18 protein-coding genes and 1 pseudogene are annotated in these 20,355 nt (G+C 59.2%); 6 read left to right on the forward strand and 13 right to left on the reverse strand.

Annotation, left to right across the window (positions count from 1 at the left end):
• Together AC628_RS01740 and AC628_RS01745 are read right to left on the reverse strand one after the other, a co-directional pair.
• On the reverse strand, window positions 1–438 hold the full coding sequence (locus AC628_RS01740) for a potassium channel family protein (protein ID WP_074125068.1): 438 nt from the start codon (window positions 436–438) through the stop codon (window positions 1–3).
• Window positions 438–1,517 (reverse strand): AI-2E family transporter, encoded by a 1,080-nt coding sequence (locus AC628_RS01745; protein ID WP_074125047.1) that lies wholly within the window; start codon window positions 1,515–1,517, stop codon window positions 438–440. The genes AC628_RS01740 and AC628_RS01745 overlap by 1 nt, the downstream gene beginning before the upstream one ends.
• Before the next feature lie 220 nt (window positions 1,518–1,737).
• Between AC628_RS01745 and AC628_RS01750 the strand changes: the two genes are divergently transcribed.
• Entirely contained in the window at window positions 1,738–2,139 is a 402-nt protein-coding gene (locus AC628_RS01750) for a hypothetical protein (protein ID WP_074125048.1), read from the forward strand.
• A gap of 27 nt (window positions 2,140–2,166) precedes the next feature.
• On the opposite strand, the gene AC628_RS01755 is transcribed toward AC628_RS01750, so the two are convergent.
• Window positions 2,167–2,406, reverse strand: coding sequence for a hypothetical protein (locus AC628_RS01755; RefSeq protein WP_502689526.1), 240 nt, complete (start codon window positions 2,404–2,406; stop codon window positions 2,167–2,169).
• A gap of 682 nt (window positions 2,407–3,088) precedes the next feature.
• Window positions 3,089–3,808, reverse strand: coding sequence for a hypothetical protein (locus AC628_RS01760; RefSeq protein WP_143201392.1), 720 nt, complete (start codon window positions 3,806–3,808; stop codon window positions 3,089–3,091).
• A gap of 829 nt (window positions 3,809–4,637) precedes the next feature.
• Between AC628_RS01760 and AC628_RS01765 the strand changes: the two are divergent.
• The 3 genes and pseudogenes from AC628_RS01765 to AC628_RS01785 all read left to right on the forward strand — a co-directional run.
• Window positions 4,638–4,966 (forward strand): annotated as a pseudogene (locus AC628_RS01765) (transposase); the annotation flags it as partial.
• Window positions 4,967–5,484: 518 nt separating this feature from the next.
• Entirely contained in the window at window positions 5,485–6,258 is a 774-nt protein-coding gene (locus AC628_RS01775) for a GIY-YIG nuclease family protein (protein WP_168193285.1), read from the forward strand.
• 386 nt (window positions 6,259–6,644) lie between these two features.
• Window positions 6,645–6,917, forward strand: a complete 273-nt coding sequence (locus AC628_RS01785; protein WP_074125054.1) for a hypothetical protein — start codon at window positions 6,645–6,647, stop codon at window positions 6,915–6,917.
• 316 nt (window positions 6,918–7,233) lie between these two features.
• Here AC628_RS01785 and AC628_RS01790 read toward each other — a convergent pair whose 3' ends face one another.
• The 7 genes from AC628_RS01790 to AC628_RS01820 form a co-directional block, all read right to left on the reverse strand.
• Window positions 7,234–7,644 carry a hypothetical protein gene (locus tag AC628_RS01790; RefSeq protein WP_074125055.1) on the reverse strand — a complete coding sequence of 137 codons (411 nt, stop codon included), beginning with the start codon at window positions 7,642–7,644 and terminating at the stop codon, window positions 7,234–7,236.
• A gap of 10 nt (window positions 7,645–7,654) precedes the next feature.
• Window positions 7,655–8,278, reverse strand: coding sequence for a hypothetical protein (locus AC628_RS01795; RefSeq protein WP_143201393.1), 624 nt, complete (start codon window positions 8,276–8,278; stop codon window positions 7,655–7,657).
• 17 nt (window positions 8,279–8,295) lie between these two features.
• A complete protein-coding gene (locus AC628_RS01800; RefSeq protein WP_074125057.1) occupies window positions 8,296–9,405 on the reverse strand; it encodes a CHAT domain-containing protein in 1,110 nt (369 codons plus the stop codon).
• Between the two features lie 14 nt (window positions 9,406–9,419).
• Window positions 9,420–9,908 carry a hypothetical protein gene (locus AC628_RS01805; RefSeq protein ID WP_074125058.1) on the reverse strand — a complete coding sequence of 163 codons (489 nt, stop codon included), beginning with the start codon at window positions 9,906–9,908 and terminating at the stop codon, window positions 9,420–9,422.
• A 211-nt stretch (window positions 9,909–10,119) separates the two neighbouring features.
• A complete protein-coding gene (locus AC628_RS01810; RefSeq protein WP_074125069.1) occupies window positions 10,120–11,058 on the reverse strand; it encodes a S1/P1 nuclease in 939 nt (312 codons plus the stop codon).
• A gap of 166 nt (window positions 11,059–11,224) precedes the next feature.
• On the reverse strand, window positions 11,225–12,505 hold the full coding sequence (locus AC628_RS01815) for a type II toxin-antitoxin system HipA family toxin (RefSeq protein WP_074125071.1): 1,281 nt from the start codon (window positions 12,503–12,505) through the stop codon (window positions 11,225–11,227).
• Window positions 12,495–12,839 (reverse strand): helix-turn-helix transcriptional regulator, encoded by a 345-nt coding sequence (locus AC628_RS01820; RefSeq protein ID WP_349510098.1) that lies wholly within the window; start codon window positions 12,837–12,839, stop codon window positions 12,495–12,497. Before AC628_RS01820 ends, AC628_RS01815 begins: the two co-directional genes overlap by 11 nt.
• 113 nt (window positions 12,840–12,952) lie before the next feature.
• On the opposite strand from AC628_RS01820, the gene AC628_RS01825 reads away from it, so the two are divergent.
• Entirely contained in the window at window positions 12,953–13,636 is a 684-nt protein-coding gene (locus AC628_RS01825; RefSeq protein WP_143201394.1) for a hypothetical protein, read from the forward strand.
• Window positions 13,637–13,996: 360 nt separating this feature from the next.
• On the forward strand, window positions 13,997–17,725 hold the full coding sequence (locus AC628_RS01830; protein ID WP_074125060.1) for an SIR2 family protein: 3,729 nt from the start codon (window positions 13,997–13,999) through the stop codon (window positions 17,723–17,725).
• On the opposite strand, the gene AC628_RS01835 is transcribed toward AC628_RS01830, so the two are convergent.
• Together AC628_RS01835 and AC628_RS01840 are read right to left on the reverse strand one after the other, a co-directional pair.
• A complete protein-coding gene (locus AC628_RS01835) occupies window positions 17,695–19,374 on the reverse strand; it encodes a carbamoyltransferase C-terminal domain-containing protein (protein ID WP_074125061.1) in 1,680 nt (559 codons plus the stop codon). The genes AC628_RS01830 and AC628_RS01835 overlap by 31 nt on opposite strands.
• Before the next feature lie 13 nt (window positions 19,375–19,387).
• Window positions 19,388–20,215, reverse strand: coding sequence for a 2OG-Fe(II) oxygenase family protein (locus AC628_RS01840; RefSeq protein WP_074125062.1), 828 nt, complete (start codon window positions 20,213–20,215; stop codon window positions 19,388–19,390).
• Window positions 20,216–20,355 lie beyond the last annotated feature (140 nt).

Consider the following 20,355-nt stretch of genomic DNA (forward strand, 5'->3'; position numbering starts at 1 on the left):
TTATGGGGATTTGCCGAACGCCGCCTGGCGCTCAATGGTCTTTTGCAGCACCTCGAACAGGACCGCGGTCGACCAGCCGAACATGAGAATGCCGTTCATGGCGGCCATCGGTCCGACCAGCTGCCACTGCTTGACCGGGATGACGTCGCCATAGCCGAGTGTGGTGTAGTTCACAAAGGCGAAATACAGCAGGTTGCTGCCATCGGGGGCTGCGCCGAGGACCCAATAGGCCACAGTCCACACCACGATCTCAAGCGTGTGAGCCAGCATCAGCGCAAGCGCAGTTGCGACCATCACGCCGCTGAGCTGTAGCCACGCCCGGCCGGACGCGGTCAAGGCGACGTTGCGAAGCCACCCGATGGCTGCAACGGTCCACAGCGAATGGATCACGATGTTGATCGCGCTGACCGCCGATCCCACGAGGAGCTGAAACAACATCATCGCTCTCCCGCCAGCCGGGCGCGGTCGTCCCGGATCCATGCCGTGATCAACTCCCAGGCAACCGCCAGAATGATCGGGCCGATGAACAGGCCCACGATGCCGTGGGCAAGCGTCCCGCCGATCACGCCGATCAGGATGACGAGCGCCGGCGTGGTCAGGCCCCGCCCCATGACCAGCGGCTTCAGCACGTTGTCGAGGACGCCGACGACCAGGAAGAAGAACGTCAAAGCGAGCGCCGTCGTCAAGTCCTTGGCCGACCAGAGCCAGATGATAACCGGAATCAGCACGATCGCCGCCCCGATCTGCACGATCGCCAGCAGCATCACGACAAACGCCAGCAGCCCCGCACTCGGAATTCCGGCCAGCTTGAAGCCAATGCCGGCCAGCAGTGACTGCAGGACGGCGACGCCAATGATCCCCCGGGAGACTGCCCGAATGGTCGCGCCCGCAAGGTCGAGGAAATGCTCGCTCTGCTCGGGCACGATGCGGGACAGGAAGCTCCGGCACGCCGCCGCAAGCTGCGCGCCATGCGGAAACAGAAACCCTGCGATGACGACCGCCAGTAGAAACTTCAGCATCCCGACCCCGGCATTGCTCGCAAACGCAAACAAGGTCCCGGCCAACGGCTTCAGATGCGGCACGACCTCACGAAGCACGACGCGTAGATTGGTCGACGCCCGATCCCAGAGATCATAGAGTGGACCGCCGATCAGTGGCCAATCCTTGACCTCGGGCATCGGCGACGGCACGACAACGTGCCCGGCGCTCAATTGTCCGGCGAGCTCCCTCACCCCCTCCACCGCTCCAATCCCGAGCCAGGTCGCCGGCCCGATCACAACGCCCAGCGCGATCAAGGTCAGCACGAGGGCCGCGATGCCGGTGTGGCCGCCGAGCATCTTTGCGAGCCAGGTGAAGACGGGATAGAGCGCGACCGCGAGCACCACGCTCCAGGCCAGGATCGGCACGAACGGCCGAATCAGGACGAACGACCAGGTGATCAGCAGCGCCAGTAATGCGAGGCGAATTGCGAGCTGGATGAACTCGTCTCCGGTCACGAGCTGGCGCAAGGTTTTCAAGAATGTGCTTCCGATTGAGTGTCATCAGGCGAGTGGGAAGCGGTGCCGTCCACCTGCCAATCGTCTGATTCAGATCAAGCGTGACGCGTCCGCACTTTGATTCAAATCAAGCTTCAGCCGGCTGCGGGTCGACAGGCTCGGCTGCGCACGATCCGGAAGCAGCCTCGATCCGGGTGCCGTTCGATGATCAGGCCTGTGTCAGACGACTGCAGAGGACGCTATGAAGAACACCAAGACTTTGCTGGCGCTGATCCTGCTGGCGAGCGCGACCGGCTTCGGCGCGGGCCAGGCGGCCCCGCTGCCGACCAACCTCGCTGCCATGAAAGGCGCGGTCGACAATGCCGCCGTTCAGGTGCGCTGGGGCGGCTGGCGCGGCGGCGGTTGGGGTTATCGCGGCTGGAGAGGCTACGGCGGTTGGGGAGGCTATCGCGGATGGGGTTATCGCGGATGGGGTGCCGCCGCTCCCGGTGCGATCGTCGGCGGAGCCATCGCGAGCTCGGCTTACTATGGCGGGTATCCCTATTACGGCGCCGGATATGGTTACGGCTATGGCGCCGGATACGGCTATTGCCCGCCCGGCGGAGGCTACGGCTACTACCAACCGCGCTATTACGGCTGGTAGGCCATCTCATACCGGCCTTCGGTGACGTCACCGCAGCCCGAACAACGAACGCCGATAGCCGCTCTCGCGCGCCTCATTGCTGCACGCGTAGCTGCCATCGAAGCCCCTGGCATAGCGGCTCTGGCCCTTGAGGTAGTAGCGTCCGCGGCGGAAATCGAGCCAGACCACGGTATCGCCGGGACAATGCCGCTGAGCCTGGGCTTCATACCGGAACGGCGTCAGCGGCTGTGCGACCGTCTGTTGCGCGCAGCCAATCAGGACGATCATGGCGAAGGCCCCGACACCTGGACTTGCCATCGGACGGTCTCGACGCCCGTTCGAATTTGCAGCTGATCTGAAACGCATTCATTGCCGCCGGGAGTATCCGTGTCGTGTTGAAATGGTGCTCATATTGCCAGAGCTTCGCGGCCGAAGCACCTGAATACGACGGATTTCAGCATCACGCGGATTACGCGCAGCTTGTGAGGCGAAGCACTACTGGTCTTTCGAAGGCCGCGCTCTCGCGCGTGCGCAATTCCTCCGACGCTAGAGGACCAAGATAGCTGCTTCAACTTCAGACAGGAGGGTGATCAGGACGACAGCAATCCAAAGGCGATCGCCACACTCGACAGCATCCCTGCGGACATGACCACGATCCTGAAGCCGACATCGCCGTCGACCACTTCAAGCCAATGACGCAGCCAATTGCGAGCGCTGGCCTGCTGGCCTGCTCCACGCAACCGCCAAGACTTGTCGCTGCCGTGCCCCATGCTTGTCAGTATAGATTACGGTGGAACCGCGGGACCAGTGCAACTTGTGCCAAACAATCCGGTTCACATGCGGCACGCTGGCTGACCCAACTGGGCTATAAGAGCGGCCTCGCCGCAACCGCCCGAGCAGACAATCAACATATTCGTGGCGCGCACCCGCGTAGGCCGGGCTCCGCATCTTGCCTGGCGAAAATCCTGGTCTAGCTTCCCTTCGAGCCTGCGGTATTCGGCGTCGGACGTTCCCCTTCCGACGCGCTCTTCGAGGGCTCCGTGCCGCAGATGGAGCTCTTTGATTCCGCAGTCGCCGTGCGGGTGATGCGATCGATGCCAATCGCCGCTGGAGGGATGCGGAGCTTGGCCGATAACCTCGCAAGCTTGATCGTGTCGCGAAGCGTTCCATTGTCTTCGTTCCCATGAATGTTGGAAACCGAATGGACACCGATCTTGGCATTTGGCGCCACGTAACGTTTCCTGCTCGCCAGAAATATAAAGGCGCACGCCGAGTCGCATTCCCCCGAAACGTAAGCGGCGATCCGCTTCTGGCGCGCAAGCACGGCGATCCGGAAACCCTCGTCGAGAGAACCACCTCCGGAATCGAGATCGAGGCCAACGATCCGGCGCTTTGCGGACAGATAACCGCGAAATCGGACAAAATCCCCATCCCGAATATCTCCGGTGAGCTTCAAGACATCTCCGAAACAGCCAGGGACACGGGAAAATTCCATCGCGAGACCGTTCGGCGCGAACAATGCGACCGCGATGTTCGAGACGAGTGCGGTAGCCGTCATCGAGCGATCACCGTGACGTCGCATCGTCGATCCGAGCAGATCCAGACAGCAATGCGGGGCATTCCGGCTCTTTACGCGGGCACCAGAAAAAAGCGCGCTGAGGGCTCTCAAGGCGTGCGTCTTGGCTTCCACGGCGCTCCCCATTTGATCCGGGATCTCGCACGAAAGACAGAACATGGAAGCGCGTTGTGCTTGATCTGAATCAAATTCGAACCAGCAACTGCGCAGGCAAGGTCCGCGACGATGTTATTGAGTCCTGAAGGTCGGCAGGTTTCGAAACCCGCGGCTTGTCTCTAGAGGTCACAGGTCATGGCCGGCGCGCTCGTGTTGTCGGCTGGATGAGAACTGCTGGCCAACTGTCGAATCTCTCGTGCAAGGGCGATCGTCGGGGGCGATGCTCCAGACACGCTACACCCCGATGAGTGCCCCCGCACTCGAGCAAGTTCAGCAATTCGTCACCGGTTGCGGGGTGATTTAAACCTGCAAGCCAAGTCATTGATACTATTGCGCCCAACTTCCCGAAAAAAAGGAAGCCCAGCAAATCTTTGAGATTGCTGGGGCTTCTGACCGACTTGATTACGGGGAGGCGATTTAAACCTACTTGCTGCAAGGTTGGCGAAGTCTGCCGAGCGAAAGGGAGATCGGCGACGGTGGAACGAACAGCCCACGAAGCTCGACTTCGCTATCATCGAGGGCACGGCATCGTAGAAAATCGCAGTTTAGGGTGGAAAATCGTGCCGCATGGTAGCGGGGGTCCGCTACATCGCGATACCCACTATTTCGGAACCCCTGTTTTCATACCGGAGAGCAGCCTAACTCGGAACGTCGGATCTCTATAGTCCGCCAGAAACCAACATTCTTACACAATTCCTCGCCGGCGGGAAATGATCCGCGAGTAGGTTCAAATCGTGGATAGGATTTGAACCTATGACCTTCAGGTCATAAGCCTTCGAATTTCCCCGACCAGCTCCGTCCCAAATTGCCCAAGCTTGCCGTCTTCATATGGATGAGGCCGAGGCCGACGTGCTCGCCTATATGAGCTTCCCGGCTCAGCACCGCGCCAAGCTGCACTCAATCAATCCGATCGAGCGCCTCAACGGCGAGATCAAGCGGCGAACCGAGGTGGTCGGCCTCTTCCCCAATGAAGACGCCATCGTTCGCCTGGTTGGCGCGATCCTGCTCGAGCAGAATGACGAATGGGCTGTCCAACGGGCACGCTACATGACGCTGGAAACCATCGCGCCGTTGAGCGATGATCCCATCGTCGGCTTGCCCGCCGTGGCAAGCTGATGCTTTCCGACCCGCCGGAAAATCGGCGGATGCAAGCGCCTGTTTCTAATGAGGAAAGAGTTTTGGAGCGGGTGAAGAGGTCAAAGTGGAGCGCTTCACCCGCTCCCGGAACCTCGAATACACCAAATTTTTCATACACTTAAATACCGTCACGGAAATTGTGTTGGACGTTTTGTTGCACAAAATGTTGGACGTTTCGTTGGACGGATTTTCATCGCCTTTCGCGATGCTTTCTGATCTCCCGCACCGGTTGAACGGAACATGACGTCGTGATTCATCCTGACGGATTGCCGCCAACTCCATAGCTCAGTCTGGCCGCCCTCACCGAACCGAACGCCGCGCGCGCCATCGCGGCGATGACCTGATCTGGTCTGCACCGTGGATGGTGCTCTCGGTCTTTCGTCGGTTATCCCCAGCCAAGGGCCTCAAAAGCGGCTTACGCACTGGCATCCGGCGGACCGCTCACTAGATTCCGCTGTCGGCGGCGAATGGGTCTGTCGCCCGCATGGAGCTGCACGATGCCGGAAGTGACGGAAGCGGTTCAAGCACTGGCCGATACACTGGAGCATCTTGGCGCGCCTTTCTCGTTGCCGGAAGACTGGGTCATCCTCTGCGACAACGACGATCTGCGGCACATGTCGCGGTCAAAGGCAAAGCAGTTGCTGGGTAAGGCGAAAAAGGAAACCGCGCGCCGATGGTTGGCTGGGCGCTTCGATCCTAGCGAAATGGATCAGGAGCTGTCCGAAGAGTCCGGGTGCAGTGACGAGAGCCAGGTATTTGACGACGGGCAATTGAAGCAACGCGCGATCACGTCGATCGATGATGCCGTATCCACCGTCATGTCCTCGCGAGACGCCTTCGCCAAGCTTGCGAGCGGCGTCACGCAACCGGCGGCTCACGAGAAGACGGTCGCGGCGCGCGTGGCTTATGGCTATCCACGGGAACGACCTGAGCGGACGGATTGCTTCGATCAAGATGTCCGCCGCCAATGCGTCCGTGTCATCAACGAGATCTACAGCCATCCGGTGAAATCATCAGCTGCGGTTGTCTACCTGATCAGTACGGACAATCCGGAATTTGTGAAGATCGGATTTACCAAGTGTCTGGAGCACCGCCTGAGGTCACTCCGGACGGCATCGCATGTCGAGCCGACCATTCGGTTGACTATTGCCGGCACTCAATCCCTCGAGCGCGAGCTTCACACCCGCTTTGCGGCGTCTCGCGCCAATCGTGAATGGTTTCGGCTGACGGAGGACATCAAGGCATTCATTGCTTCGGCAAGCGCGGGCTGAGGCCTAAAGGCCGCCCCCGCCTTGTTGCGAAGTGTGGGCCCACGACCTCTCATCGCGGGCAGGCGGCATTTTCCGTCTGATGAAGCGTCGTCTGCACTGGCCTCTGCCACAACATCTATTCGTTGGACGTAACCGATGAACTCATCCCTCTCAATCCTACGAGACCGACATGTGGGGCTGTTTATTCAACTACCGACTCGGCGGACTCCGTCGCGCCCACCGGGCGGCGCGAGAGGCTTCGGACCCTGAGCTCAAGGAACTTGAGAAACAAATGGAAGGACTCGAGAACCGTGTCGATGCAGGAACCGCGCAACTGATAGAAGAAGACGAGGACGGCAACCTGGTTATCGACTGGGGTGAGCGGGCCGGGGGAGGCTTTTCCTAAGATGGACGGTGTCCAACGCATTTACCGCCAAGCCTTCTTGATCTCGCTCTACCACCTCTGGGAGCGGGAGCTGCTCAATATGATGCCGAAGAAAGATTACAAGGACGAGGATGTTTTTGAGTTTCTCAAAAATAAGGGATTTTCGCCCGATGAAGCAAACCTCGCCGCGCTGCGTCTGGCGGCCAATGTGGCAAAGCATAGCGGTGGCACATCGGCAGATCAGCTCTATCAGCTACGCCCAGATCTATTCGACACGCCGGAGATAACGAAGTGAAACGACCAGCCAGGGCACGAGCAATCGCACCGAGCCGGAAGCTGAATATCCGATCGGCGTAACTTCCAGCGGTAGGATGTGCGCGATCTTTACTTCCGTGGGAGTGCGATACGAAGACCGTCGCCAGGACGTTGAGGAGATTGACGCTAGCTGTCGTCGTCATCGCGCCGGCGTTGGACCGCCCAGCTCTTGTGGGGTGCTCCAAGTCTCGAAAGCGGTCAAGTCGCTGGGCCTACCAGCCCGCTCGTGCCCCGTTGTACCTTCCAGCTGCCGCGCACCTGGTTTCGTCGCTTCAGCAGGCTCGCTGAGGCTGCCCTCAATCAACGCTGACGACCAGGCTCAGGGGCAGATGTTGCGTGGCCAACGTCCAGCGATGATGCCCGGCTTTCTTCCACTTCACCGCCGAGCAATGAACGCGCTCCTTGCCTGTGGAGCCCCCGTTCGCCTCGATGCCCTTTTCGCCCTGGTCGTTCTCACCCCCCGCCAGCGAATCAATCTCGGCCCGCCAATTGTCTGTCGAACCATCGAACGACAGTCGGCGCTGCCCCTGAGGCAAGATGACCTCGACCTCGACGTCGTAGGGTACCGTGCTCCAGTTTTCCACCTCCACAACGTGGCGGGACGAACCTGAATTTGATCCGACGAGAATGTTAGAGATTTCGTTGCCGCTTGCATCCGCAACGAACGATTTCACGAGGAGCTTTCCGTACTGTTCCTGGGCACTCATCTCAACCTCACTATGCGGCCATGATTTTGGCTTGCGGTCGCGGCAAAAGATATTCGTGAAGCGAACGCAGAGCTGCCCGGATTGTGCCTACGTCAGTTTGATACCGGTGTGTTCGAGCAATAAGCGTCGACAGATCGGCCTCGAGCGGCAGTAGGCGGGACAAGGGCAAGTTGACGCCCACGTTCTCGTCTTCATCGGGTTTGTCTTCCGTGGTGGCCGGTAGCGGCAGCTGCTTCTGGTACGCGCCCCACACGATAACGCGCTCGGTTGCGCTCGGTGACGTCGGAAGGTTCGGCCGCTGTGTAGCGAAACACTCGAACCTCAGCAATTGCGCCTCCAACTTGGCACCCGCATCGAGCCATGCGGGCCCCTCAAACTCGGTTTTGATCCCCTTGCTGAATTCACGTCCAACCAGGAGCATCGTCCCTTCCCCGTGAACGTCGAGCTGTTCGGCGACCTTCTCGCAGAAGGACGCAAGAGACTTTTGCTTCGGGTGGCCCGTCCACATGACCGTTATCTGACCATATTCCTCGACCCGATCGGACGACGAGTGAGCAGCCATGAGGGCTTCGCCATCTTGATCGAGTTGAAGCCAAAGTCCTGATTTCCTGGAATCCGCTGAAATATCGACCATCTTCTGGCTTCCTTGATCTATGCCGAACGCGTATCGGGTGAGCTCGAGCCGTCGTCTTCCAGCTTGCGCTGCTCAGACGCGACAACCGGGCCCCGCTCCGCCTCTCTGCGCAAGCGAATCTGACGGCCGGCGAGATAGTCGAGCTGCCCGCGATCCTCGTTCCGCAGTTCAACGATTGCGGCCGCAACATCCGGAGGAACGCATTTGTCCGGCCCCCAAATATAGCGTGTCTCTATTGCCTCACACAGCGTCGACGCAACCGAAAAGGTACGACCATCAGTGGTTGCCCCAACCGCAAATATCCGGAAATCTCCTACGACCGACCACGCCTTGCTTTGGTCGGCCCACATGACGCCTCGAACAGGGGTCCTGCGTGCGACGATACACAGATCGCCTTCCAGGTTGGCCTTCTCGTCGACAAACCTCTCGTCATCGGTGAAAAAGATCACCTGCATTGTATTTGCAGGGCATCCCATCATGCCAAAGCTGATCGAAAATTCTCCTCGCTTCGAACTGGGATCGCCCTCGAGGAAGTCCGCGATCAGGCGCGGCACACGATGCAACACCTCGTTGTCGGGATTAACGCCCGCACGCGCGTGAATTTCCGAGCTCGATTGCTGATCCTGCAACGTTTCGACCATGTATTTCACGACCCGAAACGCCTCCCCGACCGAAGAACCAGAGAGAAGCCGCTCATAGAACGCGACAGCACCGCCGCGGGCCGCGCGGTTGGTGATGGGCGCGGTGGTGCCGATCGCCATCCCGACGCTGCGCGTCAGTTGCTGAGCAATCGTTTTGGAGTCGCAGGCATTCAAGTAGATCAATCTGGGTGGAGCTCCTGGCGGCAGGAAAGCAATGAGCGCGTCAGCACTCAATGCCACCTTCTTGCCGACCTCGTTGCTGAGCGATAGCTGCTCGGCCGACCCGTGAGCGGAAATATGCAGGATGTCCGGCCGGTGCTTCGCCAATTCCGCCGGCAAATCCTCAGCAGGCAGACCGGGGAGGAAAGTAAAAGACACAGGGTCCCCAGGCGCTTCCGCGAAGCGCCGCTGCAACTCTGTCACCTCTCGTTCAAGATTGAGCGTCACTCCGTCGGACGGGTTGGACGCCACGAACAATACTTTCAACAGTAGCCTCGGATTTAAGGTTTAGCCTTCAGTGCATTCCCCCAAGCGGAACACACTTCTGCAATCGTTGGTGCGACAATGATCTTGACCAGGAGGGCAGCGACCACAGCCGCGACCGCTGGTGACAGGCCAAACGCGGTCACCAGCGCGCCCGCCAACAGTGCGATGCCGCCGCCCTCCTTCGAGAAGATCGCGCTCAACATCTCATCTCTCAATTTGCGATCCTGGTCGCCGGGCGAGCAGCAGAAATCGTGTGCGGCCTGTGAGCATCGGAAGAAAATCCGCTTCCCGAGTTCGACGGCAGCTCCGCGCTCGAGATCGTCGGGGTCGGATTCGGTGCGAAATCGATCGTCGGGGTCGCCAATTCCGGCAGCCGGCGTCGACACGCGAGATGCCAAGAGAGCGTACAGATCACTTTCAGATTTGGTGACCAAGGAGGCCACTTGATGCGCCTCGCCCTTATGCTGTTCGACAAAGGAACGCAGTAAGTCGTCGCTCGACATGGTAGACCTCAAAATTGCTGTGCCAAACGGCTGGAATATACATTTTAAGGTTGCGTCAAGCTACTCGAACTATCTCGTCCACGCAACTGCGGATCTGCGCCAAAAGCGGACCGGCGCGCGATAGTGATTGCTTGCTAGTTGAGCCCGGATTGTTCCAGGCCGCTTGAGCGCGCACCGGCCAATCCTGCCAGCTGGCGACCGGCCTTCCGATCTACTTGAGTGTGCCGTTAAGCAGGTTTGCGAGCCGCGCCGCCGCGAGTGCCGCCTGGCTCCTGGCAACATTGCGCGCATTGGTCTCGTAGTCCCGCGTCAGCTGAACCGGCGTTTTATCGTTCCGGATCGGCGCTGCGTAGGCAGCCTGCTTTGCGAGCTCGAAGCTCTCCTGCGCCCATGTATCGGGATCGAGGTTTGACACCTTTGCGGCGTCGGGCGTGACGTTCTTTAACCCGTTAAACTTGTCGTCTGCATCGGTGATAGCGCCAGCCACTGACGCGTAGCCGCCGAATATGCCGTCCCAGTAGGCATGGAGCAACACCGTCTGGCCCGTCGCCGGAATGACCATCTCCAGATTGCCACCGCGGTCCCCGCCGTTGTCCGGAATCTGCGCGGTATAACGTGCGACCGCGTGTAACGGCTGATGCAGGTCGCCGACAAGATGCAGCGTCCAGCTCAGACAATACGAACGCATGATCTCCGAGGCATTCGCGCTCGCTGGGAGCTTGGCGATCATCGTCTTGAGTTGAGTCACCGCATCCACCGGATCGGGTGCGGGAAGTGTCGTTCCGTCGGGTGAATACAGCGTGTCCTTGTAGTGCCAATAGCTGTGCTTGAGATGACCATACGGAGTGATCTGCTTAGCCGTGGTATCCGTCACCTGGTCGTCATAATAATCTTCCTTGGTCTTGATATCGTCCGCCCAGGTCGCCGCGTGAACGAACGCGTACTCCTTCTCTGCTCCCGCCGGCGCACCGGCCGTCCAGACCGCATAATCGGGGTTCAGCTTGAGCAGTGCATCGGCCCGCTCCTTCACCACGGGATCGAGTTGCTTATAGGCCAGATAGGCGATTTGCATGTGCCCCTCGTCCCACCAAGCGAACGCCGGCGCGCAGGGGATCGCAACGAACATGGCAAACAAAACGGTCGCGCGCATCGAATATCTCATTGCCTGAAAATGCCCGCGGTTCGACCACGGCTATACAATGATGCTGAACCTACCGCATTCGACTTGGGATCGCAATCTGACCGCAACGCACCTTCCGCGGTGATCTCAATGATCCTCTCGGAGCCTGTTCTGCGCTGGGTTTAAGGCATCCCGTTTAACCGACCATGCTTGCGAGGGCTTCGGGCGCGTCGACAAATGCGTAGGGATTGAGGAATTGCCGGCGCCACAAAAAATGGCGGTCGACTTCGCTCAGCGTAGCCTCGTCGCACACCTGCTTCCATCGCTGCTTGATAGTCTTGATTTGCGCGGTCGCGATATGGATCGCGTCCTCCTCGTTGAGCAAGAATACGGGGGCAGCTTTTAGGCAAAGCGCGATCTGACTAGAACGCTCCTGCCCAATGATCAGCATGGACTGTGATGCCTCGCCACCAGTCCGGTTCTGCGGACAGATGTCGTAGGCGGGTGTCAGCGTAAGCGCCGTCCCGTTCCAGAATGCAGCATGGTTCCTCGCGTGATCGTCGGTGTTGCCGGACAGGATGTTGAACACAAGTCTGCCGAACAGCTCCTTCAGGGTCTCCTTGGGCGAGGTGAAGCGGTGACGGATCACAGTGGCGAGCTGTTCGTAGCTCGCATAGCGCGCCATCATTTCGTCGAGCTCGAGCAGCGTGAGCGCGGAAACCATCGCCTTTCGGCGCCACCCGTCTGCGACTTTCTCGCGGTCGAAGCGCTCGATGAGCAGAACGTCTTTTCCGGCCGCGCGCTTCAAGGCAACTGGAGCTGCGGTGAGACCGATCATGGCAGCGAGGCGCATGGCGACGAATTCCGCCTTCACCACACCGTACAGGTCATTCTGGGACGAAAACTTTGCCACGAATTTCTTGGTCCCGGAGGTAATCATGGCTTTCGGCCGCGCACCGCCGATGGAGCTGCCATGAAGCAACGCGCGGTCGAGTTCGAGCGAAAGTGGCAAGCCCTTTTCGACAAACGCGGCGGCATTCAGGAGTTCATCAAGAGATGCTTCCGTACCCTCACGCGGCACGTAGCTTGACGCCGACGCCTGAAAATCAAGCGCTCCGATGCGGTCCGAGCCAGACTCCAGAAGATAGGTCAGTTCGTCGAGGCTGCCGGGATCGACGTCTTTCCCGCCTGCGCCGAACTTGCGATTGATGATGATGCGGCGGCCCCACGCGTCGGGCGCGGCATCACGGATGCAACTGGGCATGTTGAGACCGTTCAAGAGCGGGAGGACACCGCTGCGCAGCGGGAGTTCGGGCTCGTAGAGCGGAATGGCGTTGTTGCGGCGCAGGTAGCTCTGTCCGTAGTTGTAGACGAGTTGATTGCCGCTGGCCTGCAGGAGCCCCGCAACGACGGGCTGCGTGCTGTCCGGCAGCCAGACCCACACATAGGCCTGGGTGGGCGTTTGCTCAGAAGTCATCATTGGGCTCGGTCCGGTGGCTGCGGATCGCCTTGGGCAGCAAGGCCAATTTTTGGCGGTGGGTTTCAACCTCGCGGGACATCGTGGCCGGCCCGGCGTCGAACAGCTGCACACCGACGATCACCGCGGCCTCAAATACCGAACCGATTGCACATCCCGGGTCGCCGGCTTCGATCCTCTGCACCAGGCCGCGCGAGACCCCTGCCCGTTCCGCCAATGTGGCAACGGTCATGTGACGCTCGATGCGCCCTTCGCGGATCAGCTGACCGAGCCGGGTTGCCGCTTCGGTGGCGTAGGCGGAATGGGGATGCGTAACCTTGGGCATGCGGTCCATAAACGGGTCAGGGGAAGCTTCGTGGTCTATTTATAAATCATCAATAAGCAAAAGTCAAGAGAATGATCCATAAATCGATCACATGATGCTTTATGCTCTGTATATAAGTCGCAATGCAATCAGAGCCAGCTGCATTGGGAGGCCGCCTCGACGCTTCAAAGCTCCTCCTGGAAAGCCAACGAGCTGGGCAGATTTCTGGTGATAGCCAGTCCCGTTTCTTGATGAACGCCCGCAAATCACTTAGCGCAGAATCTGCGCGTCGAGTTCTGCACCTGCCATGCACAGACTATCCACAGGTCTTTCCAATGGCTTCCGCTCGCGAAATCCATGCGGTCAGCAGCGATCCGGTCAAGGTCCGCAATCTTGCAGTTAGTTTGCTAGCCATGGCCAAGGTCGCTGAAAGCATCTTCAGCGAATGGGAATTGATATTTTTGCGTGACCTTGCCGACCAGTCGGCAAAAGTCATCGCACTCAAGCCCAAGGAACGCAAAGACCTGAAGTTCAGTGGTCGGCGGGCTGACGTGCTACTCGCCTTACGCGACTTTCGCCTGACCACGCGACAGGCGGAGAAGCTATTTGAAATTCGCGATAGCGTTACGTCCCACAGTGACATCGGTGGTATCAGCGTTCGCAATCTGATCAACCGCTGTTATGAGGCACGAAGCGAGCTGCTAGATGGTGACTACGAATTTGTTGAGAGGCTCTGGAAGAGCGGCGTGTCGGAGCTTCAGACCCCTGCTCTGATGCGGCTCAAGAGATGCAGCATCCAACTTGGCGAGCTCGAGTCGTATGTGTGAATAGCGACGCGCGCATAAGCAGTCGCCAAAGGGAGTCTCGGCGTTCCGGAGACGCTACCCGCTCTCATCGTGCAGGTCCGATCCGCGGTCAATCGCTAATCGCGGCTGCCCCCCTCTACGCCCTTCCGCCAATCGCCGAGCTTTGCCCACTGGAGGAACCAAGCGCAAAACTGAGGGCTGAAAGTCATAAAAAACCGTAAATCCTGGGTCGGTCGTGGTCTCCGCTCTTGCTTAGCGCAGTTGTCCAAGTACAATCTGATGTAGAGCACTGATTTGATTTCGCCCCTTTGTCGAAATTATACGATAACACCTGTTTATGTGCACGAGGCACGGCTGGATCAGCGAGCCAAATAGCTGGTCATGACCCGCCAATCCGAAACTCCTGAAGCTCTCGCGCTGCTCGGGCGATTGATCGCCGACCGTGCAACAAACCCGGCGCGGCATCTCGCGCGGATCTGCGTGTTCCTTGGTGCGGGGGCCGACCTGAGCTCCGGCGGACTTACGTTCTGGGAGCTGAAGCGACAAGCGCTGGTAGAGTTCGGCAAAAGGCGGCTATTCGATGTCACCCCATCGACGGATATCGAAGCTGAGTTCGAGGCCCTGTTCGCCCAGCAAGCACCGGACGACAAGGCTCTTCTGATCGACTGGTTGTTCCATCGGATGCAGCCACTCCAACCGTCCGACGCCTACAAGCTGCTTGTCTTGTTGGCCGAAAGTGGCGGCATCGACGCCTTCGTCACGACGAACTTTGACGGGATGCTTGAGAAGGCTCAGCAAGAGCTCGGACGGGACCTGTTCCAGATCTACGCCCCGGGCATCGCTCGGCCATACCTGCTTGCCAACGAGCGCTTCCAGCCGCCTCGAAAGCCCTACCTCAAACTGCACGGCGACATTGCGTCGCGATCACTGATGTTTCTTACAACGGAGGAGATCCAGGCGCCGCCCTACGATCCGTCAGTGCTCGAGCTGCTTGGCGAGATCTTGCGCACGCACGACCTTGTCTTCGTCGGGTATGGCGGCAACGATCCGGCACTCGCCGAGATCATTGCCGACGCCGTCAGCGGCACCAGCAACCGGATATTCTGGTGCGGTCCAACTCGTCCGGCGCCGGAGTCGCCCTTGGTCAAGCTGCTCGGGTCGCGCATCCGTCAAGTGTGCGGAAAGTTCGACGATCTGATGATGGAGATTGCTCGTCCGGTTCTTGAGCGGCCATCCCTGCAAATGATCGAGCCCACCTATCTTCGCTGCCTTTTCGAGTGGCGCCTCGATTACTGCAATCGGGAATATCTTCAGGCCTACGGCGTGCGCGACGGCACCTCCCTTGTCGAAGCTTTTGCACGACGCCCGCGGGCTGAGGACCAGATTCGCTTGTTTCTGCGGTCAAATCGCGTCCTGACGCTAGTATCGGGACCGTCGGGATTCGGAAAGACGACGCTCGGGATACGGCTGCACTCCTCATGGGACGGCGATCCAGCGAGCCGATTGTTGCTCATCCGGGCGCGCGCACTCCAAGGCATCGGCGACATTGAGCAATATGTCGCCGAGCAGCTGGGAGGCCTTGGATCGCGCGGACCGTTCTCGTTGTTCCGCTTCGAAAGATGGCTCGCCGAAAGTCAGCAGCGGCTGGTTCTCTACATCGACGGCATCAACGAGTTCAGTCCTGATTTGACGAAATGCGTACAGCTGTTTCGCAACATATTGCGGTTTTGCTATTTTCTTCCGGAGACCGACAGCGCGATCCGTGTGATCGCGACAATCCGGCAGGAGACGTGGAACGCGATGTTGTCGCACATCGACCTGCTGCAGCTGCAGAAAGCGCTCTGGACTGAAACAGCCGCGGATCAGGGCGTCGGCACCATTGCCTGCGGTGAGTTCACTGATGATGAGCTCCGGGATGCCGTGGCTCGGTTGCACGATCGCGGCTACGCGACGGTCGATACCGAGCAGTTGTCGCCAACGGTTTTCAGTCAGCTTCATGATCCCTATCTGTTTGGGGCCGTCGCCGACGCTTCCCACCGCGGCATGTCGGCAATACCGGGCGCTCGCATCTATCAACAGGCGCTCGACGAGAAGCTGGTCCGGCGCGGCTCGCTGATCGACACGGCAACGCTCAAGGACGTACTCGCCAGCCTCGCTCTCGGCACGTTGACGCGACAGCAGGACAGGTTTCGTGAAATTGACATCGAGCCTCCGACCTTGCGGGGCGAGATCATTCGTTTGATGAAAGACCTCCACGTTCTCGTCGATGCCGGCGACGGCTACCTGCAGTTCGACCACGATCGGACTCTGGAATTCTTCCTTGCGCTCGGTCTCGGATCGGGGCGTGGTCCGAGCCTTGAGACGGTGGACGACCTCCTGCGCTACCTGAAGTCGTTCCGGACCCAGGCAAAGCCGATCGCGGCGGCGCGGCTATATTTCGAGCTGCTGCCGCAGAAGCGGTTTGCAACGATCGATAAGATCCTTCGCTCGCTTGATGAACGGGTTGGTCAGTACGGGCTTGCCGACCGCGAAATGCTGTTTGGCTTCGGTCGCGAAGTACTTTCAGATATGGCTGAGCAGGCGGATCCCGTCGCGCTTCAATATCTCTTGGATCTGTCCAGCGCCGCCGGCCAAGGCAGCATTGGACCTAGTCTGCTTCGAACGGCGGTGCAGTTTGGCGCGGGATTGGCCGTATCAGATGCGATCCAAGTTCTTACCAATATATCGGACGGTGTTTCCTCGCCAGTCGCCATAGAGGCCAACATCTACGCAACCGACCGGCTTGTCAAATTGTACCTTGAGGCCGGCTGTCCACCCGCACTACTGACTAAGGACGAACCCTACGCTGCATTCTTCGCAGACGAAAGGTGTCCAGGCTGGCAGCGGCTCGGACGGCTACTGGGCTTTGCTGCCCATCTTGGCCCCGACAACACTCATCCCAAAGAGTATGCTGGAACCTTGCGCTCGCTCGATGTGTCGCTTGATATGCTGCTCAAAGATCAAGCGTGGACCGGAGCCGACGCTGATGCCATTGCCGATCATATCCGGAAATACTGCGACCGGCTGATCTTTAACGCTCCGCTCGAGGCGCTGGAGCAGTTCTTCGCTCGCCAGGATCGCACCGAGTTTACCGCTATCCTGGCGCGACTGGGTGCAGGCGAGGTCCTTACCGCAGAACAATTCGACGGACTTCAGCCATATACCCAGACCCTCAATACCGAGATTGAGTATCATCTCTGCCATTTGCTTCTCGCGATATCGAGCTTCAACGACTTCCGTCTCACGCTTGATTTGGTCAAATCTCGACTGTCCGCAATCTCGCGGGCTTCGTCGCCGATCGAGATTGATTTCCTGCATGCAGCGCTGGTGTATTTGCACGTTTTGCACAACACACCTTACGACATCGACGTGTTCGCCGAATACGAAGCGAGGATCCTGAAAGATTGGCCTGATGTGCTGCTCTTCAGGCCGGGACTTGAACGTGGCGAGCGACGCGGCTTTCAGGATCTATTCGATCGAATCTTCGAAGATGGATTTGGTGTGATCTATCCCTACGGGGTGTTGTTACCTTCGTTGCGGCGGCAAAGGCATCTCTACGGTGACTATCTGCGCGAGATGCGCTCCGAAACCGAAAGTCCGCTGCCGCTTTACACGCAGTACTTGGAGACTTTTCTCGCCGCGGGGAGGATCGAGGAAGCTATCCAGTTGCTGCAGGCGCTCGCCGGAGTCATAGTGCCGTGGCCGACCGAGGGCCTGTTAGCGCTGCGCAGCGTCATCGGGCACCCGGATCCCCGGATTCGACGGGCGGTGGTGCGGGTTCTCGCGGAATCCTTCAATCGGCATCCAGCTGAGACGCTTTCCTTTCTGCGGAGCAGTGGCGCGGCCGTCAGCGAGGAAGATCTGATCGAGATCAAGATCCGGCAGGATGCGCACATTGGACGTCGACAGATCAACGAAGAGGAATGGGCTCGCATTGGTCATTTCCTGCTCTCGCGTTCGGGAGGACTCAGCCTCCTGATTGAGTGCACGATGGAGTTGCTGCAGGCCAGATCGCTCGACGAGGGGGTGCGGGCGGTGCTTTACAGGCTCGGGCTGCTGGCGGCACGATAGAATTCACCGTCGAGATACAGACCGTCGAGACCCATGCCGAGAAACGCATCGATTGCGTCAAGGGGAGTCTCAACAATGGGTTCGCCGCGGCGGTTGAACGACGTGTTCAACAAGACCGCACGCCCGGTCAGCGCGTCGAATTCTCGGAGTAGATTGGCGAGCAGCGCATCGCTTTCGGGCCCGATTAGCTGAACCCTCGCTGTACGGTCAACGTGAACCACCGCCGGCGCTTCGTTGAGACAACGCTCGCGCACGCGTGCCACCCTAAGCATGTACGGGTCGGCGCATCGTCGGTCGAAGAAGTAGTCATCGTAGCGATCCTCGAGAATGATCGGAGCCAGGGGCCGAAACGGCTCCCGCTTCTTGATCATGCGATTGATCCGTTCTTTGGTCGAAATTCGCAGAGGATCCGCAATGATACTTCGACCACCCAGGGCCCGCGGTCCGATTTCGGAGCCTCCATTGAACAGGCCGATCACGTCGCCAGCGGCGAGGATTCGCGCAAGATCTTGAGCGGTTCGAACCGATGGATCGAGGCTCAGCCGGGGGTAGAACTGCTGAACTGCCGCCGCCCGTTCCGTTGCTGCATAGGTCCGTCCCGGCCGCGCGAGAAGAGGATCGACTTTTCTGCTGCGGAACGTCAACTGCGGCGGCCGTTTTCCTTTTTCGAATTCATGGAGCCAGAGGGCGCCGAAGCCCAATCCGGCATCTCCGCTGTGCGGCGCGATCGAGAACGGAACGTCCATCGTCGTGTTCTCGATCAGATGTGAATTCGTCACGGTGTTGAGCGCACAGCCGCCCGCGATGCAGAGGTAATCGACGGCCCTATTGCTAAAAAACGTGAGTGAACGAAGCGCCGTCTCGTTGATGACCGCTTGAACGCTGGCCGCAAGATCTGCCTTCGCGCCGAACAGATTGGGCGACTGCAGGAGCAGAGTCTCAATTGCCCGCGGCAAATCAGGATTGTCGAGAGCGCAGCGAAAGAAATCGTCGGGATCGTCCCGATACCGAATGAACTGATTGAGGATCCCGGTATGACGCGGCTCGCCGTAGGACGCAAGCCCCATGGTTTTGCCCGCCTCGAGCGAGTCATACCCCAATTCGGCGGTCACGAGTTCGTACAGCAGCCCGATGGAATCCGTGACGACGATCGGGAAATCGTCACCTTCGACGGTCGCGCTCCCCGATGTCTGACCAAGAGTTTGGTGCCCCTCCGAACCAAAGAGAAAGAACGAGAAGGTTTCACGCTTAGCGCGGACCTGGTCTTCGATCGGACCAACGATCGATCCAAAACCGTCATAGACCAGTACTCCGGCCTTTGAACCGGGGGGTAGCATCATGTAGGCCGAAGCTGCATGACACAGATGGTGGGGGAAAAGCCGAAGGTTCCTGCCCCGAAACTCCGTACGCACCTTGGTCGGCAAAGTATCGCTCGAAACGATCGCCGCCACGTCGGACAACGCGATCCCCTCAGCGGCCAAACAATACTCGATTGCCAGCTGTACGGGACTTTCGAACCAATGCGTCATCCCGTACTTCCGTCGCGAAAGCCGCTCCTGTTCGATGGCAACACGGATATCGCCGTCGCGCATTAATGCCGCAGAGAAGTCGTGGTCGGAACCACCGAGGCCAAGGACCCATTCGGACATGATACTCGGGTCCTTATCCTTCCAATCCGAACCGGACCGGATTTGCTCTGACATATCCTCCGATATCGACATGGCGATTGGTGTCACCGACAATCCACGCGCGGCAGAGATCAGGCGCGAGGTCGGCGAAAAACAGCACGCTAACCCGTTCTTGACAGTCTGTGGGTGGTCGGACCTGGTGGAACAGCGGCCGCAACCTGCCGTCTGTCATCAACGCGGCTGCGCTCCCCAGCATCGCTATTGCGCAGTCGCGCGCTGGCGCCACGGCGAGATAATCGCCGCTCGGCAACCGAACCTCCAAGCCGGACGCGGTCGCGTAGCCGAGCGTGAGGAAATGGCCGTCTTCATGCTCTTCATTGATGAATGAGGACCGGACCTCGCTTGGGCGGGAGTAGTTGATCTGCAGCGTCGACCACCGGTGCAGGCCACCGGTCAGAACCTGCTCGAAGGACCGTTGGGTAACGTGGCGGGCGAGCGATACAATCAAGGTTTCTGCAACCCGCTCGAGCTGCGCAAACGCCCCGGCACAGGCGCGATTGAGATCGTTGGCCATCGGATCATCGAAGATGTGCGTCGATGAGGCCGCAGTTACCGAGAAGGTCTCCATGTCATCGGGGCGATCGGACGCCCGGGAATATTCGATGCCATACGGGCGATACCCGAGGCTTGAAGCAATCTGGCAGCTGTCCTTTATGGCCTGTGGCGACCGAAAGAACTTGATCGCGGCCGTTACGACATCCTCAATTGCTGCCGTTTCCGGACAGGTAAGTTGAACCTCGGCCCAGGCTTCGTTTGCGATGCGTTCAACGACGGCTTCTGAAGCCCAAATGGTCTTGGCCATTGACCGTTGGCTTCCTATAAACAGGTGTTATCGTATAATTTCGACAAAGGGGCGAAATCAAATCAGTGCTCTACATCAGATTGTACTTGGACAACTGCGCTAAGCAAGAGCGGAGACCACGACCGACCCAGGATTTACGG

It is taken from the genome of Bradyrhizobium sp. NAS96.2 (assembly GCF_001908235.1).
In the GTDB taxonomy this organism is placed as follows: domain Bacteria; phylum Pseudomonadota; class Alphaproteobacteria; order Rhizobiales; family Xanthobacteraceae; genus Bradyrhizobium.